Source organism: Devosia ureilytica (assembly GCF_024273195.1).
In the GTDB taxonomy this organism is placed as follows: Bacteria; Pseudomonadota; Alphaproteobacteria; order Rhizobiales; family Devosiaceae; genus Devosia; species Devosia ureilytica.
The window spans coordinates 733,082-750,349 of the sequence record NZ_JAMZCU010000003.1; the positions used below are offsets into that span (position 1 = coordinate 733,082).

16 protein-coding genes are annotated in these 17,268 nt (G+C 62.3%); 10 read left to right on the forward strand and 6 right to left on the reverse strand.

The annotated features are described in order from the left end of the window. From NIM87_RS11365 to NIM87_RS11395, 7 genes are all read left to right on the forward strand, one after another. The gene (locus NIM87_RS11365) at nt 1–912 is read left to right on the forward strand and encodes an ABC transporter substrate-binding protein (RefSeq protein ID WP_254674774.1); all 912 of its coding nucleotides are present in this window, start codon (nt 1–3) and stop codon (nt 910–912) included. A gap of 233 nt (nt 913–1,145) precedes the next feature. Further along, nucleotides 1,146–2,360 carry an ROK family transcriptional regulator gene (locus tag NIM87_RS11370; RefSeq protein ID WP_254674775.1) on the forward strand — a complete coding sequence of 405 codons (1,215 nt, stop codon included), beginning with the start codon at nt 1,146–1,148 and terminating at the stop codon, nt 2,358–2,360. Then, nucleotides 2,357–3,610: a M20 family metallopeptidase gene (locus tag NIM87_RS11375; protein ID WP_254674776.1), complete on the forward strand. Its 1,254-nt coding sequence runs from the start codon at nt 2,357–2,359 to the stop codon at nt 3,608–3,610. The genes NIM87_RS11370 and NIM87_RS11375 overlap by 4 nt, the downstream gene beginning before the upstream one ends. A gap of 25 nt (nt 3,611–3,635) precedes the next feature. Then, entirely contained in the window at nt 3,636–4,688 is a 1,053-nt protein-coding gene (locus tag NIM87_RS11380) for a substrate-binding domain-containing protein (RefSeq protein WP_254674777.1), read from the forward strand. 58 nt (nt 4,689–4,746) lie between these two features. Then, nucleotides 4,747–5,739 carry an ABC transporter permease gene (locus tag NIM87_RS11385; RefSeq protein ID WP_254674778.1) on the forward strand — a complete coding sequence of 331 codons (993 nt, stop codon included), beginning with the start codon at nt 4,747–4,749 and terminating at the stop codon, nt 5,737–5,739. A gap of 11 nt (nt 5,740–5,750) precedes the next feature. Then, on the forward strand, nt 5,751–6,950 hold the full coding sequence (locus NIM87_RS11390; RefSeq protein WP_254674779.1) for an alanine racemase: 1,200 nt from the start codon (nt 5,751–5,753) through the stop codon (nt 6,948–6,950). A gap of 11 nt (nt 6,951–6,961) precedes the next feature. Next, nucleotides 6,962–7,702 carry an ATP-binding cassette domain-containing protein gene (locus NIM87_RS11395; protein ID WP_254674780.1) on the forward strand — a complete coding sequence of 247 codons (741 nt, stop codon included), beginning with the start codon at nt 6,962–6,964 and terminating at the stop codon, nt 7,700–7,702. A 30-nt stretch (nt 7,703–7,732) separates the two neighbouring features. Here the strand turns inward: NIM87_RS11395 and NIM87_RS11400 are convergent, their stop codons facing one another. The 4 genes from NIM87_RS11400 to NIM87_RS11415 all read right to left on the reverse strand — a co-directional run bounded on the left by NIM87_RS11400 (nt 7,733) and on the right by NIM87_RS11415 (nt 12,128). After that, entirely contained in the window at nt 7,733–8,461 is a 729-nt protein-coding gene (locus NIM87_RS11400; protein ID WP_254674781.1) for an ATP-binding cassette domain-containing protein, read from the reverse strand. Next, nucleotides 8,458–9,483 (reverse strand): ABC transporter permease, encoded by a 1,026-nt coding sequence (locus tag NIM87_RS11405; RefSeq protein ID WP_254674782.1) that lies wholly within the window; start codon nt 9,481–9,483, stop codon nt 8,458–8,460. The genes NIM87_RS11400 and NIM87_RS11405 overlap by 4 nt, the downstream gene beginning before the upstream one ends. Before the next feature lie 58 nt (nt 9,484–9,541). Next, the gene (locus NIM87_RS11410; protein ID WP_254674783.1) at nt 9,542–10,501 is read right to left on the reverse strand and encodes a sugar ABC transporter substrate-binding protein; all 960 of its coding nucleotides are present in this window, start codon (nt 10,499–10,501) and stop codon (nt 9,542–9,544) included. 91 nt (nt 10,502–10,592) lie between these two features. After that, complete coding sequence (locus tag NIM87_RS11415; protein WP_254674784.1) at nt 10,593–12,128, reverse strand: aldehyde dehydrogenase family protein; 1,536 nt, start codon at nt 12,126–12,128, stop codon at nt 10,593–10,595. Nucleotides 12,129–12,254: 126 nt separating this feature from the next. On the opposite strand from NIM87_RS11415, the gene NIM87_RS11420 reads away from it, so the two are divergent. Both NIM87_RS11420 and NIM87_RS11425 read left to right on the forward strand, forming a co-directional pair. Beyond that, on the forward strand, nt 12,255–12,938 hold the full coding sequence (locus NIM87_RS11420; RefSeq protein ID WP_254674785.1) for a GntR family transcriptional regulator: 684 nt from the start codon (nt 12,255–12,257) through the stop codon (nt 12,936–12,938). Between the two features lie 7 nt (nt 12,939–12,945). Continuing rightward, nucleotides 12,946–13,713 (forward strand): SDR family NAD(P)-dependent oxidoreductase, encoded by a 768-nt coding sequence (locus NIM87_RS11425; protein ID WP_254674818.1) that lies wholly within the window; start codon nt 12,946–12,948, stop codon nt 13,711–13,713. Between the two features lie 132 nt (nt 13,714–13,845). Here the strand turns inward: NIM87_RS11425 and NIM87_RS11430 are convergent, their stop codons facing one another. Then, nucleotides 13,846–14,415: a diguanylate cyclase domain-containing protein gene (locus NIM87_RS11430; protein ID WP_254674786.1), complete on the reverse strand. Its 570-nt coding sequence runs from the start codon at nt 14,413–14,415 to the stop codon at nt 13,846–13,848. A gap of 210 nt (nt 14,416–14,625) precedes the next feature. Here NIM87_RS11430 and NIM87_RS11435 point away from each other — a divergent pair, with 210 nt between their 5' ends. Continuing rightward, complete coding sequence (locus tag NIM87_RS11435; protein WP_254674787.1) at nt 14,626–15,465, forward strand: transglutaminase-like cysteine peptidase; 840 nt, start codon at nt 14,626–14,628, stop codon at nt 15,463–15,465. Nucleotides 15,466–15,560: 95 nt separating this feature from the next. Here NIM87_RS11435 and NIM87_RS11440 read toward each other — a convergent pair. After that, nucleotides 15,561–17,268, reverse strand: a 1,708-nt coding sequence (locus tag NIM87_RS11440; RefSeq protein WP_269468496.1) for a calcium-binding protein, incomplete at its 5' end; no start/stop codon positions are given.

Genomic DNA, 17,268 nt, shown 5'->3' on the forward strand with positions numbered 1-17,268 from the left:
ATGATCATGCGTCGCATTGTTGCGAGTGTCCTCCTCCTCAGCGCGATGGCGGCACCGACATTCGCCCGCGAAATCACCCATGCCTTGGGTGTCACCGATGTGCCCGATCACCCGCAGCGCATCGTGGTGCTGACCAATGAGGGCACCGAGGCCCTGCTGGACATCGGCATCACGCCCGTCGGCGCCGTCAAATCCTGGCTCGGCAATCCCTGGTACGACCACATCGCCGCCGACATGGCCGACGTCACCGTCGTCGGTGAAGAATCCGCAGTGAACCTCGAAGTGCTGGTCGCGCTCGAACCCGATCTGATCCTGGGCACCAAGCAGCGCCATGAGGACATCTACGAGCAACTTTCCGCCATTGCGCCCACAGTGATTTCCGAACGCCTGCGCGGCGACTGGAAGATCAACATGGCCCTTTATTCCGACGCTGCCGGCATGGCCGCCGAAGGCCAGGCCGCCCTTGACGCCTTCGACGCCCGCGTCGGCAAAGTGGCCGCAGCGCTCGGCGACAACCTCGCCGAGGAAATTTCCATCGCCCGCTTCATGTCCGGCCAGACCCGCATCATGTTCAAGGACAGCTTCTCGGGCCTGCTTTTGGCCCAGCTCGGCTTCCATCGTCCGGCCAGCCAGGACAAGGATGAATTTGCCGAGCAGATCACCAAGGAACGCATTCCCGAATTTGAAGGCGACCGCCTGTTCTACTTCACCTACGAAACCGGCAATGGCGAGGGCGACACCCAGGCCGCTGACTGGCTGGCGGACCCGCTCTGGCAGAACCTTGAGGTCGTCAAGGCCGGCAAGGTCCACGCCGTGTCCGACGCCGTCTGGAACACTGCCGGTGGCATCATCGCGGGCAATCTGCTGCTCGACGATATTGAGACCATCTACGGTCTCGCCTCGACCCGCTGATCGCCGGCGGGGCAGCGTCACGCCGCCGCCGGTGAGCGCCGGTCGGCCCGCCTGAGGCCCCTTTATCCATGACCAGCACAGCCTGAACGGAAAACCCGTTCAGGCTGTGTTCATTCTGGGCAGCCAGGACCGCCTTCTGGCCGCCTTCACACCCATTCTTTGCCTGCTGCTTGACTCCAAACGCGATTGGCCTAATAGTTCGTTCGCTGACCGAACTAACTAAGGCTATCGATTTGACCCAGGCTGTTCGCATCTCCCGCCAGTTCTCCCTGCGCGCCGTTCTTGAGGCGATCGTGCAGAACGCCCCGATCTCCCGGGCCTCGATTGCCAAGCAGACTGGCCTGAGCAAACAAACCATCTCCGAGGTCATGCGCCAGCTCGAAGACGAAGGCTGGGTCAGCGAAACCGGCCGCACCAGCGGCCACATCGGCCGCACTGCGGTCACCTATGAAATCGTCCCCTCCGCCGCCTATATCGTCGCCGTCGACCTCGGCGGCACCAAGGTCCGCGTCGCCGTCTGCGACCTGGTTTGCCGGGTCTTGTCCGAAGTCACCGAGCCCACCCATGCCGAGGGTGGCCGCGCCGTCATCGAGCAGATCGCCCGCCTCACCGGCGAGGCCGCGGCCCAGGGCGGCGTTGATCCGACCCGCTTGCGCATTGCCGTGGTCGGCGTCCCCGGCGCCCCGCAACCCGATACCGGCCGCGTGCTGCTGGCCCCCAACATCGTGGGCTTCGACAGTTTCGACGTCGCAGCGGCGCTCGAACAGGCCTTGGGTTTCGAGGCCATGCTCGAAAACGACGTCAATCTGGCCGTGCTTGGGGAAAGCTGGCTCGGCGTCGGCCAGGGCCTCGACAACCTCGCCTATATCGCGCTGGGCACCGGCGTCGGCAGCGGTTTGATGGTCAATGGCCAATTGGTTCGTGGCGCCGCCAATGCCGCTGGCGAACTGGGGTTCCTCCCCTTCGGCGCCGATCCTTTCGAGCCTGAATCGCTTCGCGCCGGCGCCTTCGAGCGGCAGGTCGCCTCCTATGGCATGGTGACGCGTTACCGCGCGCTTGCCGGGTTTGATGCCACCGTCCCCGCTATTTTTGAGCGCGCCAATGCCGGCGAGCCCCATGCCCGGGCGGTGCTCGAAGACACCGCACGCCTGCTTGCTCGCGGCATCGGCGCCATTGCCGCCATCACCAATCCCGACAAGGTCATTCTGGGCGGCTCCATCGGCAGTCGCACCGAGCTGGTCGAGCGGGTCAAGGCCGTGCTGCCCTCCTGCTTCCCTTATCCGGTGGCCGTTGAAGCCAGCGAACTGGGCAATCACGCCGCTCTCGTCGGCGCTACCGCCATCGGCTTGAGCCACCTGCACAACACCGTCTTTGGCGCCGGAACCCCTGAATCCCGCATTTCGCTGCCACCAGCCAACGCCGTCTCGATGCGCGAGGCCCTGCAATGAACGCCCTCTCCAAAACCCTGCGCGATGCGCTTGATCGGGACGACGCCATCGCCCTTCTGCGCGGCGCCATCAGTCACGAGAGCATCACCGGCAATGAAGCAAATGTGGTCGGCTACCTCGACCAACAGATGCGCAAACGCGGCATTGAAAACCTCGACACAATCGACTTCCTGCCCGGTCGTCCCAATATTTCAGGCACCCGCAAGGGCGCCGGCAATGGCAGGCGGCTCCTCTTCATCGGCCACACCGACACTGTCCATGTCGATGGCTGGCGCGAGCATTGGGCCGGCGATCCGCGTGAGGATCCGTTTGGCGCCCCCATCATCGCAGATGAAATCTGGGGCCGTGGCGCCGGCGATCTTAAGGCGGGCATCTGCACCAGCCTCGCCGCCCTCACCCTCCTTGACCGCGCCGGCATCCGCCTCAAGGGAGACGTTGATTTCGCCTTCGTCGGTGACGAAGAAAGCGGCCAGCCTGGCAGCGGCGTCTCGGCCGGGGTCAAGGCCCACACCGCCCGCATCGCTTCGGGCGACCTGCCCCGCCCCGATTTCGTTGTATACACCGAGCCGACCCGCCTCGCTGTCTACCCCGCCCAGATCGGTTTTTTCATCGCCGACATCACCATCACCGGCAAATCCGCCTATTTCGGCGTGCCCGAACTGGGGCACGACGCGCTCAAGGCCAGCCATGCCGTCATGAGCGCGCTCTGGGCGCATTCGGACACCATTTCGGCCCGCGCCGAACACGCATTGGTCGGTAAGGGCTCCCTGCTCATCACAACGCTCAATGGCGGCGGCTTCATTGCCGTGCCCGAGCGCTGCACCCTCTCGCTGATCCGCAAGCTGCTGCCCGGGGAAAGTCTCGACAGCGCCGCCGCCGAACTGGAATGCGTCATTCGCGGTGCCATCACCGACCCCAAGATCACGATGGAAATTACTTACCCCGCCGGACGCGACCATGCCCTTGGCGGCACCGCCACCGAGATCGACAGCGATCATCCTGCCCTGGCCATGCTGGGCAGCGCAGTGGCGAGCGCAATGCCGGGACGCGGCGGCGTCGAAGGGGCGCCGTTCTGGTCGGAGACACCGTTCTTCGTCAACGGCCTCAATATCCCGGCGGTCTATTGCGCCCCCGGCGACATTCGCAATTGCCACACTTTCGAGGAGCGCGTCAGCGTCGAGGAATACCTCGCCGGAGTGGTGGCCTTCGCCGATTTCATGACCCGCTTCTGCGGGGTGGAAGGGAACTGAACGACTGTCTTTAAGGGAGACGAAAATGAAGAAGACCACCATGCTGGCGGCCCTCCTGGCCACCACACTGATGAGCACAATCGCCCACGCCCAAACCATCGGACCGAACGGGGAAAGCGCCACGCTTAGCTCGGAAGTCACCTTGAGCGACGCCGACATCGCCGCCCTCACCGGCAAGGGCTACAAGGCGGCCCTGCTCTGGCACACCGCCTCGGACTTCATCAACGCTGTCGCTGCCGGAGCCAATGACGAATTCGCTCGCGCTGGTGTCGATGTCGTGGTCACCACTGATGCAGGTTTCGATGCTGCCAAGCAGCGCTCCGACATTGAAACGGCCCTCGCGGCCCAGCCCAATGTCATCCTGTCGCTGCCGCTCGATCCCGTGACCTCTGCCGAGGCTTTCCGCGAGGCCGTCGAGACCGGTGTGGAACTTGTATTCCTCTCAAACCTGCCGGCCGGCTACGTCCACGGCACCGATTACGCCGCCATCGTCACCGACGACCTGTTTCAGATGGGCAAGCAGGCTGCCGACGTACTTGCCGAAGCCATCGGCAATGAAGGCCAGGTGGGCTACATCTTCCACGACGCCGCTTACTACGTCACCAACCAGCGCGACCAGGCCTTCAAGACCACCATCGAGAACGACTATCCCAATATCGAGATCGTCGCCGAACAGGGCATCACCGACCCGGCCCGCGCCGAGGAATTGGCCAATGCCATGCTGCTGCAGAACCCGGACCTCGACGGCATCTATGTGACCTGGGCCGAGCCCGCTGACGGCGTACTCGCTGCTCTGCGCGGCGCCGGCAATACCTCGACCAAGATCGTCACCCTCGACCTCTCCGAGCCCATCGCGCTCGACATGGTCAAGGGCGGCAATGTCGCCGGTATCGTCGCTGACGAGGCCTATGAACTGGGTCGCGCCATGGCAGCGGCAGGTCTCAAGGGCCTGCTGCGTCAGGACGTTCCCGCATTCGTCGTTGCCCCGGCCCTGACCGTCACCGCCGACAACATTGCCGAAGGCTGGCAGCAGTCGCTGCACCGCGACGCCCCGGCCTCGGTGCTCGGCGCGCAGTAAGGTGCTCCAGTCGGGCGGATTACGGTCCGCCCGACATCTTCCAAACGAGGGAAATCGCATGCCCACACCCAGCACTGCCGCCCCCGCGGCGCACCCGTTCCGATCCGCCCTGGCGCGGGTCAACTTCCAGCAATATGTGGTCTATGTCGGCTTCCTCGCCATTTTCCTGTTCTTCGCCATCGTGCTCCGGGACAGTGGCTTTCTGAGCCAGCGGAACCTCGTCAACATCGTCTTGCAGACAGCACCGGCGACGATCATGGCCATTGGCCTGGTCTTTGTGCTGTCCGCCGGCGAAATCGACCTCAGCTTCGGCTCGATCGTTGCCGTTTCGGCCCTCTGCGCTGCGATGGCCATGGCCGCCATGCCCGCGGCGGCCTTTCCGCTCGGCATTCTCGCCGGCATCGGCGCAGGCCTCTTCATCGGCGCCATCAATGGCGCGCTGATCGCCTGGCTGCGCCTGCCCTCTTTTCTTGTGACACTCGCCACCATGGGTCTGATCGCCGGCATCGGCCGCTCTCTCACCCAGCTCCGCTCCATCCCAGTCACCGACCCGCTATTCACGGGCATTTTCGGCTCCGGCAGTCTTTTCGGCGTACCATCTCTCGTCATCTGGACCGTCGTCGCGGTCGCCATTGGCCATCTTGTCTATCGCCAAACCCGCTTCGGCGCCCATGTTCTGGCCACCGGCGACAATGCCCGCGCCGCCCAGGTCACCGGTATCAAGGTGCCTAATATCCGCATCATGGTCTTCATGATCAGCGGCGGCCTCGCAGGGCTGGCAGGCCTGCTCTATGCCGGGCGCCTGCAGGCCGCCAAATACACTTTGGGCGAAACCGACCTGATGACCGTCATTGCCGCCGTCATTGTCGGCGGCACCCTGCTCAATGGCGGCAAAGGCTCGATCATCGGCGCGCTGGTTGGCTCGCTGATGATGGGCATGCTCAACAACGGCCTCATTCTGATGGGGCTCTCGGTATCCGATCAGATGATCGTTCGCGGTCTCATCATTCTCGTCGCAGTGGCCATATCGCTGCGCGAAAAGAGCCGCTGAGGAGGCTTCCCATGTTTCTCGACGTCCTGCGCCGCCGCAATCCACAATTCATTACCGCTGCCATGGCCCTGCACCAGTCCGGGCAGATTCCCGCCAATTCCTATGTGCTCGATCTCGACGCCGTCGAGGCCAATGCCCGCACCCTCAAGTCCGAGGCCGACCGCAACGGCCTCAAGATTTTCGCCATGACCAAGCAGGCGGGTCGATCCTCAAGCTTCTGCCAGGCCGTGCAGCGCGGCGGCATTGAAAAGTCCGTGGCCGTCGACATGGCCTGCGCGCGCGCCACCCATCGGGCGGGCATGCCTGTGGCCCATCTGGGGCACCTTTCCCAGGTTGCCCGCGCCGAGGCTGATGCCGCCGCAGCCACTTTCCGGCCTGATTTCTGGACTGTCTTCAACGCCGAAAAAGCCCACGAAGCCGGACAGGCCGCGCACAAAGCGGGCTACCGGCAGAACCTCCTCGCGCGCATCAAGGCCGAGGGCGACACCTTCTATCGCGGCCACGAAGGTGGGTTCGACGCCGCTGAAATCGTCGCCGTCGCCGAAGGCCTCGACCGTGTCGAAGGTGGACGTTTTGCCGGCATCACCACGTTCCCGGCCCTGTTGTTCGACCACGCCACCCGCAAGGTCAAACCAACGCCGAACCTTTCGACCCTCTCCCGTGCTGCCGAGGCGCTCCACAAGGCGGGCCGCCGCACCATCGAGATCAACGCCCCCGGCACCACCTCCTCGGTTCTCTTGCAGGGGCTGGCCGAAGCCGGCGCGACCCAATGCGAGCCTGGCAATGGCCTGCATGGCACCACGGCCCTGCATGTGGTCGAGGACCTGCCCGAACTACCCGCCATGCTCTACCTCACCGAGGTTTCCCACCTCTCGGGCGGCAAAGCCTATTGCTTCGGCGGCGGCTTCTATATCGACCCGATCTTCCCCGACTATCCGGTCAAGGCACTGGTCTCGCCCGAACCCACCACCGACGCATCGGCCCTCCTCGAGGTCGAAATTCCGCCGCCCTCCGCCATCGACTATTATGCCATGATCGACGCCGGCACGGCACACCAGCCCCGTCCAGGCGACACCGCGGTCTTCGGTTTCCGGGGCCAGGCCTTTGTCACCCGTGCCTATGTGGTCGGCGTCTCCGGCATCTCCACCGGCAATCCAAAGGTCGAAACCATCGAGAACAGCTCTGGCGAAACCGCCAGCTGGCCGGTTTAGGGAGCACCATAATGACCACGCAATCCGCTCCCGTGCTGGCGCTGAACAATATCCGCAAAACCTTTGGTGGCGTGGTTGCCATCGAGAACTTTTCGCTCGATGTGAAGGCCGGAGAAATCGTCGCCCTCGTGGGCGACAATGGCGCCGGTAAATCAACGCTGATCAAGATCATCTCGGGCGTTCACGCACCCACCTCTGGTGCCATCCAGATCGACGGGCACGAAATTTCCATGTCCAGCGCCACCAAGGCGCGCGAACACGGCATTGAAGTGGTCTACCAGGACCTGGCCCTGGCCGATCAGCAACCAGTTTACATGAACCTCTTCCTGGGCCGCGAGCTGACCAAGGGGCCCATGGGCCTGCTCGACCGCAAGTCCATGATCGAGGAAACCGAGCGGCTGGTCACCGAACTCGACGTCCGCATTCCCTCGGCCCATGCCACCATCCGCGATCTCTCCGGGGGCCAGCGCCAGGGCATCGCCATTGCGCGGGCCACCCATTGGGCCCGCAAACTGGTGCTGCTCGATGAACCCACCGCCGCCCTCGGCGTCGCCGAAACTGCCAAGGTCGAAAAGACCATTGCCGCGCTCAAATCCCGCAATATCGGCGTGCTGATCATCAGCCACAGCCTCGATCAGGTGTTCCGCCTCTCGGATCGCATCTGCGTGCTGCGCCGCGGCAATCAGATCGGCATTCGCGAGACCGCCAAAACCGACAAGAACGAGATCGTCTCGATGATTACCGGCGTCTAGCCAACGCCGGTAATCGATCCTGCTTTGGGGCTAGGTCAGCACGACGTGCTGGGTTAGCTCCTCGATGGTCGTGTCGGCCTTGCGCACGTCAAGCACCTTGGTGCCGTGGCTCATGATCACGAACCGGTCGCAGACCTGGTAAGCGTGATAGAGATTGTGTGTCACCAACACGCTCGACACGCCCTCCGCCTTGAGCTTGAGCACCTGGCCCAGCAGAGCTTCTGTCTCGCGCACCGACAGTGCCGAAGTCGGTTCATCCAGCAACAGCACCCGGCGCTTGAAAAACACCGCCCGGGCAATGGCCACCGCCTGCTTCTGTCCCCCTGAAAGGTCACCCACCAGTTTATCCGGGCTATCGATGCCTGAAATATGCACGGCACTCTCCAGCACCTGCATGGAGATGTCGCGCATCGCCTTGAGGTCGAGCATGCCGAAGCGATTGGCAATCTCGCGTCCAAGGAAGATGTTCCGCGAGATCGACAGCGAATCCACCAGCGCGGTGTTCTGGTAGATCGTCTCCACCCCCGCCTCGGCGGAATCACGGCGGCAGGTGAAGCTTTGCTTCTTGCCATCCACCGAGATGTGCCCCGAAGTCGGTTGGTGAATACCCGAGATCAGGTTGACCGTGGTGGATTTGCCGGCGCCATTGTCGCCCAGCAGCCCGACCACTTCATTCTCACCGATCTCGAAGCTGAGGTCATTGAGCGCCTTGAGCGGGCCGAAGGATTTGTTGACGTTGTGAAGGGCCAGAAGGCTCATAGCGCTCCTCCCCGGCGATCGAGGCCGTGGTTGAAGATCGAGGCCACAACGATTAGCGTGGCGATGAACATGTCGAGATAAAAGCCCGGCGCGCGCATCAGCAGCAGCACATCGGTGATCGTGAAGATCAGCATCACCCCAAGAAAGATGCCAAGCACCGACCCGCGCCCGCCCCGCAGCGACAGTCCGCCGATCACGCAGGCGGCAATCGCCTGCAATTCGAGGCCCGCGCCCTGCCCCGGCTGCACACTGCCCACCCGCGTGGTCGCAAGAATGCCGGCGAACGCGGCCATCCCGCCCGCAATGGCAAAGGCGATGAGCTTGATCCGAGCAGTATTGACGCCAATGGCCGTGGCCGCCGAGCGATTGCCGCCGGTCGCAAACACATGATTGCCGAAGCGGTGGCGATGCAGGAGCAGGTAGAAAATCACGCACAGCCCGATGAACCATACGAAGGCGGCGTTGAGGCCGAACAGCGTGCCCGCGAACATCGCGTCGAACACCGGGTTGGGATCGAACCGCACCTGCACGGCGCCATTGATCAGCAGCACCGCCCCGCGCCAGAACAGCAAGCCGCCCAGTGTCACGATAAAGCTCGGTAGATTGAATCTGAGGGTCAGCGCCCCGTTGATCAGCCCGATAGCGGCCCCGATCAGCACCCCGACCGGCGCAGCCATAAAGGCATCGACGCCATTACCCACCAGTATCGCCATGATAATGGCGGTGAACGTATAGACCGAGCCGATGGAAAGATCGAACTCGCCCGCGACCATCAGGATGCCGGCGCCAAGCGCCAGGCACCCGAGCACCGGCACCGAGCGCATCATGATGCCCATATTGGCCGATGAGAGGTAGCGGAAGTCGTCAGGAAACATCAAGCCGGCGATGATGCAGGCCAGTTGCACGACGAGAAACACCAGGAGGATGGCGCCTGCCGGCATGCTCAGCAGGTGGTGCAGCCAGTCCGCTGCCGAACGCCGTTGCGGCGTGGCGCGATCATTGGAAAGTTCGGTCACGGTCATGTCCAGGTCCAATAAAAGAGTGACCCCGGCCGGAGGACATGGCCGGGGTCTTTATTGATCAGCGATAGGTGCCGATCAGCGGCTTCACGGCACTGATGCGGGACTGGTCAAGGAAAGCACCCTGCCCGGTGTCGACATCGGTGGGGGTGAGGCCATAGCGCGCCGCCAGGGCGATCATGGCGATGGGGTGATAGCCTTGCAGGTAGGGCTGCTGATCCATGGTGGCGAACATGGCGCCCGATTCCACGGCCTCGACGATTTCCACCGCCAGGTCGAACCCGCCAAACGGCACATCGACACCGGCATCGCGGATAGCGCCCGCGCCCACTGTCGAGGTTACCGAACCGGTGCCGAACACGGCCTTGATGTTCGGGTTGGCAATCAGCGCCTGCGCCATGATGTTCTGGGCCTCGGCAGGATCAAGTCCGGCGCGCACGGTCTCGACCGTGATCCCGGCCTCGCTCATGGCCTTTTCGATGCCGCCGCCACGGGCAACAGCGAAGCTGGCTTCGGGGATTTCACGCGGGTTGAACACGGTATCGCCCGACTTGAGGTCGAATTCGGCGATCATCCGCTGGCCCAGTTCATAGCCCGAGGCGAACTCGTCCATGCCCACATAGGCCTGGCGGCAATTGCCGGCGGCGCCTTCAAGGTCGTCATTGTTGAAACCGATGACGATGATCCCGGCTTCGACGGCAGCGCAGATGCTGTCGTCGAAGGCATCGGAGCTCGAAATGGCAACGGCAATGCCGTCAACGCCGGTCGCCATGGCGCTTTCTATCAGGTCGTTCTGGCGCACCGGGTCGTTGTTGGCATACTGGACATCGAGGTCGACATTGAATGCCGCTGCCGCATCCTGCGCGCCCTTCACCACCGGGTTGAAGAACTGCACGCTCGGATCAAGATAGATGATCATGGTGGCCGAAACCGGCTCCTGGTCCTGCGCCATGGCACCACCAATTCCGGCACACATCACGCAACCGGCCAACAGGGCCGTGCTCAAACTCTTCAACGTCATGGTTTCCCTCCCATAATTGAGCTGTGGGTCTCGTCGGACCCCGCATCGGTCCCGCCCCTCCTCAGGCGCGACCAATTCTTTCCGTCCGCCCCTAGTATCCAAACCAGGGCTGCGGCCGTCCCAGGGTCATGTGCAGACCCTTGAATTGCGAATATTCGTCAAAGCCATAGCGGCCGAGATCGCGGCCCACGCCGCTTTTCTTGTAGCCACCGATCGGCATTTCCGGCGTGCCATCGATCACGGAATTGATCCAGCAGCGCCCGGCCCGAATGCGCCGCGTCGTCTGGATGGCGGTTTCGAGATCGCGTGACCAGACGCTGGCCGAAAGCCCGTAAGCCGTGCCATTGGCCAGGGCCACGGCCTCCTCCGCCGTGTTGAAACCAATGGTTGCCAGCACCGGCCCGAAGATTTCCTCCTGGGCGATGGCCATGTCCGGGCGCACCTTGTCGAACACCGTCGGCGCAAAGAAATTGCCCGCCTCGACGCCCATCTTGCTGCCCCCGAGCAACAGTTCGGCGCCTTCGGCCACCCCGCGTTCGACATAAGCCGCAACCTTGTCGATATGCTGGTCCGACACCATGGCGCCATAGCGCGAGGTCTCGGCCAGCGGATCGCCATAAGGCAGCCGTTTGGAGATTTCGAGCAACCGATCCAAAAGGGCCGGACGAATGTCGTTGTGAACGATCAGCCGGCTGCCCGAAATGCAGCATTGTCCGGCATTGTGATAGACGCCGTAGGCAATGCCATCGGCGGCGGCCTCGATGTCAGCATCGGCAAAGACGATCTGCGGCCCCTTGCCGCCGAGTTCAAGCCCGACGCGCTTGATATTGGCAGCGGCAATAGAGGCCAGCTGCGTGCCGACCCGCACTGAGCCGGTAAAGGCCAGCACGTCGACGCGCGGATCTTCGGCGAGGATTTGTCCGACTGCCGGGCCTGTGCCGGTGATCACATTGAACACACCCGGCGGCACGCCCGCTTCAAGCGCGATTTCAGCCAGTCGGACCGTCGTGCCCGAGGTGAATTCACTGGGTTTGACCACCACGGTGCAGCCCGCGCCCAGCGCCCACGGCACACGCTCGGAAACGATGATAAAGGGAAAATTCCAGGGCGTTATGATGCCGACCACGCCCGCCGGCTCGCGCAGCACCAGGCCAAGGCGGTTCTCGCCAATGGCGTTGTGGGTGTCACCCTCCAGCCCGCGCGCCATGCCCGCCGCATAGCGCCACATATCGGCGCAAAAATCGACCTCACCACGGGCCTGGAGCAGCGGCTTGCCGGTTTCGAGACATTCGATCAGCGCCAGTTCATCCAGATGCTCGAGAATGCCGGCAGCAACCTTGTGCATGATATTGGAGCGCTCACCCCCGCTCATGCGCGGCCAGGGGCCCGTGTCGAAGGCCTTGCGGGCAGCAGCTATCGCCAGCTCCGCATCAGCGGTCGCGCCGGCCGGCCAGTTGGCGATGACGCTCTGGCGATGCCCTGGACTGGTACGGGCGATCGTTTCGCCCGACTGGGCATCCCGGGAGACGCCGTCGATCATCATGCGATAGGTGCGTTGATTGGCAAGCCGCGCATCACTAAGGTTCGGTGCAACGAAATTGTCCTGAAAGCGCGGCTGAATGGTCATCGCATCTGTGGGCTCCGGCCCACCCCTCCCTGTCGATCCGGGTCGCACTTGCGCAACCTGTATGGAATTGTATGGTACCGTATGGCATCCAGAATCTGGATGTCAATGGGCGGAGTGTGTTGTCATATGACTCTGGATTTCCCGACGTCCGAGACGGCAGAAAGCGCCGCTGCTTCTATTGAAAAAGACCTGCGACGCGCCATCGTGGAGCTCGAAATGCCGCCCGGCATGCGCCTCTCGGAGCAGGACATCGCCACGCGCCTGGGGGTCTCACGCCAGCCGGTGCGCGAGGCGATGATTCGCCTGGCCAATTCGCGCCTGATCGAAATTCGTCCCCATCGCGGCACTGTCGTGGCCCGCATTTCGGCCAGCGAAATGACCGAGGCGCTGTTTGTGCGTCAATCCGTCGAAAATTCAGTTGTGGAGCGCGCAGCGCAAAGCTTCGACCCCTGGCAGCGCAAGCGCATCGAGACGCTGATTGCCCAACAGGAGATCGATGCCGATAAGCTGGACCATGCTGGCTTCCGCGAGCATGACGAGGCGTTTCATATCGCCATTGCCAAGGGCGCCGGTGTCGGCATCGCCTGGATCGCCATTGCCGACATGAAGTCGCATATGGACCGGGTCTGCAACCTGACCCTGCAAACGGAGGCCGACATGAAGCGTCGCGTGCGTGAGCATCGCGCCATCATGGCCGCCATTGATGCCCGTGACGTCCCGGCCGCCCGCGCTGCCATGGCTGAACACCTGAGCAGTATTCTTGACCACCTGCCCGTGCTTGAAACCAAGCATGCGAGCCTGTTTGTTTAGTCAGATCATGCCCTTCGCGCTCTATCCCAGCCTCACCGACACACCCGTCGTCATCTCCGGTGGTGCATCCGGCATCGGCGAGGCTATGGTTCGCCAATTCGCCGCCCAGGGGGCCAGGGTTGGCTTCATCGACATTCAGGCCGAAGCCGGTGCAAATCTTGCCGCCGAGCTGACCGAGGCTGGACACCAAGTACGCTTCGTCTCCTGCGATGTGCGCGACATCGCCGCCTATCAGGCAGCCATTGCAGGCTTTGCCGAGGCCCATGGCGACGCGCTGGTGCTGGTCAACAATGCCGCCCACGACGAGCGGCACGATTGGGCCGATGTGACCCCCGATGAATGGGACCAGCGCATGGGGACCAATCTCAAGCACAGTTTCTTCGCCACGCAAGCGGTTGCGCCGGGCATGATCCGCGCCGGACGCGGTTCGATCATCAATCTGGGCTCCATCAGCTGGATGATCTTGGTGCCGCGCCTGCCGCTCTATGAGACCGCCAAGGCAGCAACGCATGGCCTCACCCGCTCCATGGCGCGCGAATTGGGCAGGCATGGCATTCGTGTCAACACCCTGGTCCCCGGATGGGTCATGACCGAGCGCCAGATTAGTGAATGGGTCGATCCCGCCGCCGAACAACTGATCGACCAAAGCCAGGCGCTGACCCGACGCATCTACCCCGATGACGTTGCCCGCATGACCCTGTTCCTCGCAGCCGAAGACAGCGCCGCCATCACCGCCCAGCAGTTCCTTGTCGACGGCGGCTGGGCCAACACCTAGCCGGCACGCACAGAGGCGCCCGCATCGGAAGGGCCCTGCCCCTGACGAGGGGCGACCGCCACCACCAAGGATCGGGCACTCGGACGTTGCTGCGCCCGGCGCTGTGGGCGCGCCAACGGCAAGCGAAACCTGTTACCCGAGTTCCGTGCGCACGGCCGAGTGCTGAGCCGTATGGAGATTTGCGATGGCCACTTGCAGGATTTCGCCGTCGATAGATCTGTCCGGGCCAAAAAAGGCGCCGCCGACATCCACAGACAGCGCGGCGATCCCTTCGCTCATCAGGAATACGGTATTGGCGACCGATTCATGAATGCGCTCGGCAATTGTGCCGGCGGTCTCCTGCGCTGCGCCGCGCAATAGGACGGCGAACCGGCAGGCATCCAGGTGCGCAACAAGATCGCTGCTGCGAATGGCCCGCCGCAAGGCATCCGCCAGAAGCGGCAGGATCTCATTGCGGTTCTCGTCGGTCATGGTGACGATAGAGCGGCTGGATTGGTCGAGGTCAACGACCAGAAGCGCGCCCTCCTGTCCACTCGACTTCTGGGCATCCAAAATTGTGGCAAAGCGGGTCCAGGCAAGGGTGCCGAGCGCCGGATCAATATCCGCAGGGTCAATATTGAGCGGCTCAGGCGTGCTCCTGACACGACGATCCTCATTTTTGGGCTCATCGCCTTCCGGCCAACCCGATTTGTCCGTCGCCATGCACTGTCTCCGAAAGAATGGAGCACCGTGATGCCCGAAAGGACTAAACTTGCCCTGAGTTCCGCGCGAACAATTTTATCGAACCAGGCGTTTCGCTGTCCACGACTCGATAAAATTGTAGCAATAAAATCTACCGAAACAAAACTATCTTTATTTTCATAGTCTTAGCGCGAAAGCGGCATGCTCTCTCCAAAGCACATGGAGAGGCACATGTCCCTCAAGAGCATCACCGCTATCGCCCTTGCACTGGTCGTTTTGACGACAAGCGGCCCCTCCTTTGCCGCGACACAGACGCCCGCTGCCGGTCAACTGGCAGTGACCATTGCCGGTTCGGAGCGGAGCGTATCCCTGCCGACACCGCGTCCCTCAACCACCCTCCTGCCGACATTCACCAGCAGGCCGCCGGCAAGCCTGGGGGTCTTCAAATCGGTGGCCATTTCCGCCGCCCGCCTGCCGGCCGCCGGCAAGTGGCAGACAGCCCGCAGCCGCGACTATACGGGGTTGTTTTCGGAAAATTGCGCCAGCGAAGGCCTGCGCGGCTGCGACACAAATTTCGCCCGCCAATTGCGCAGTGTCGCCAGTCAGGCCAACAACCTGTCGGAGCGAGACCTGCTCGACCTGGTCAACCGCAAGGTCAATAGCGCCATGCGCTACCGCGAAGACCTCAATGTCTGGGGCACCGGCGATTACTGGGCCACCCCCAACGAAATGGCCCTCAAAGGCGCCGGCGACTGCGAAGATTTCGCCATTGCCAAATACTGGCTGCTGCGCAGCCTCGGCGTTGCCGATAGCCAGCTACAGATGGTCGTCCTCCAGGACACCCGCCGCCGCCTGTTCCACGCCGTTCTGGTGGTTCACACCGCCTCGGGCGCCTATGTCCTCGACAACGTCACCAACCGCCTGCAACGCGACACCGCCTACGCCCAATACCTCCCCATCATGAGCTTCGCCGCCGGCAAAAACTACATCCACGGCTTCTCAGGCGGCACCCGGTCCACGACGGCCATGCCAAGTGATCTGTCGGCGGTGTCGCCGGGACTGGGGATTTAGGTGCGTGCGAAGGGCCAATCTGCATTGAAGAGAAAGGGCCCGCTCACGAGCGGGCCCTTCCGTTGATTGGTTATTGGCCTTCCAGGCTGATGCGACTAGATGGTCAGAGCGAACTCCTGGCCATCGACAATTACCTTAATGACATCATTGTCAGCATAAGTACCAACCAGATTGACGACTTCGGCTCCGTCAAAGGTAACTGTCGACACATTTGGTGTGGTGCTGTTGTCCACGCCCAGAGCCGCGCCGACCGCAGCGTGATCGACGCCTGGTCCAAAAAGGCCAGACAAATCAAGTGCATCATCAGCCAGAACGAAGTCGTAGATATCGTCGACATTGCCAGCCCCGGTGTCGGTGAAAACGAAGATATCTTCCCCAGTTCCACCGTAAAGGTCGTCGTTTCCGAGCCCGCCGATCAGGATGTCATCGCCATCGCCTCCGGTGAGGATATCGTTGCCTGAGCCGCCATCCAAATGGTCGGCACCGCTTGAGCCGGTAAGCGTATCGTTGAACGCACCGCCGGTAATACCTTCCATGTTGCGATAGGTGTCGGTGCCTAGTCCCACTCCGGTCAGGTTGAGCGTGGTGTTGCTCGCGCTCTGGACGAGCGTGACATTGAGCGAACCGGTCGCATCTGACAGATCGAGTATATCGATGCCCGCCCCGCCATCGATCGTGTCGTTACCGGCACCGCCGTTCAGGTTATCGTTGCCTGCACCGCCGTTGACAATATCATTGCCGCCGCGGCCGATGATGCGGTCGTCACCACCTTGACCCGCCAAATTGTCATTTCCCGATGTGCCGTAGATCAAGTCAGCCTTCAGGTTGTCGCCAGCAACAGTGATCGCGGGGTTGCCGGGATCAAAGACCGATATCTCAAATCCAAAGTAGCGCGCCTGGTCGTTGCCGCCCTTGTTGTCGTCGTATGTGATCGTCCAATTGTCTCCTGCTGACACTGAGCCTGCAGCTGTTGCCAGGTATTGGGCGAGTGTCTGTGGCCCGCCGGTAACCCGAGTAATGAGATCAAAATCGATCACGGCCCTCATCAGGCGAGTGGTTGGGTCGTAATTCCAGGTATTGTCGTCGTTTGCGGTTCTAAATACTGCCTGGAACTGAATGCCATCGACAGTAATGAAAACCGCTACTTCCTTTTCGAGGTTCAAGCCTCCCTGATCTGCGGGGTTAACTTCATTGTAAACTTGCCCATTCGGACCAGTAAATGAAGCTCCCAGATTATTCTGGCTTTGAAAATTGGTGTAGAGGGTGATGCTTCCGTCGGAAGGATCTGCGTTGATTGCCGAGACGAAGGGTTCTTGCAATGTCTGGACGATCGAAGCGTCATTGCCCGATGTGAGCGGTTGGCTGCCATTGTTCTTGCTACCCACCGGGCCAGGAACTGCTGCGGGCGCAAGCTCATTGATCGTGACGGAATAGGCGGTAGTGGCAGTCCCATCATAAGCGGACAGATTAAGCACGGTCGTCGGCGTGTCGGCCACCGTCGCAGTTGGGCGATAGACGAGGTCATCCAACAGATTCAATCCGGTCGCGCTGTTGTAAAGCACCGTATTGGCGGTCACGGCGACGTAGTTTGCCCCATCGAAGTAAAACACGCCAGTCGGTGCATTGGTCGCGGTGACGGAGACATTTTCGCCGTCAAGATCTGTCGGCACATCCACCAACAGAGGATAGCCCGCACTATAGCCCGGTGTCTGTTGCGATGGATCGCTTGGCAGCCAGACACAAGTTCCATCAACCGTCGGCGCATCGTTGGTGCCGGTGATCGTCACCGTCACCACATCCGTC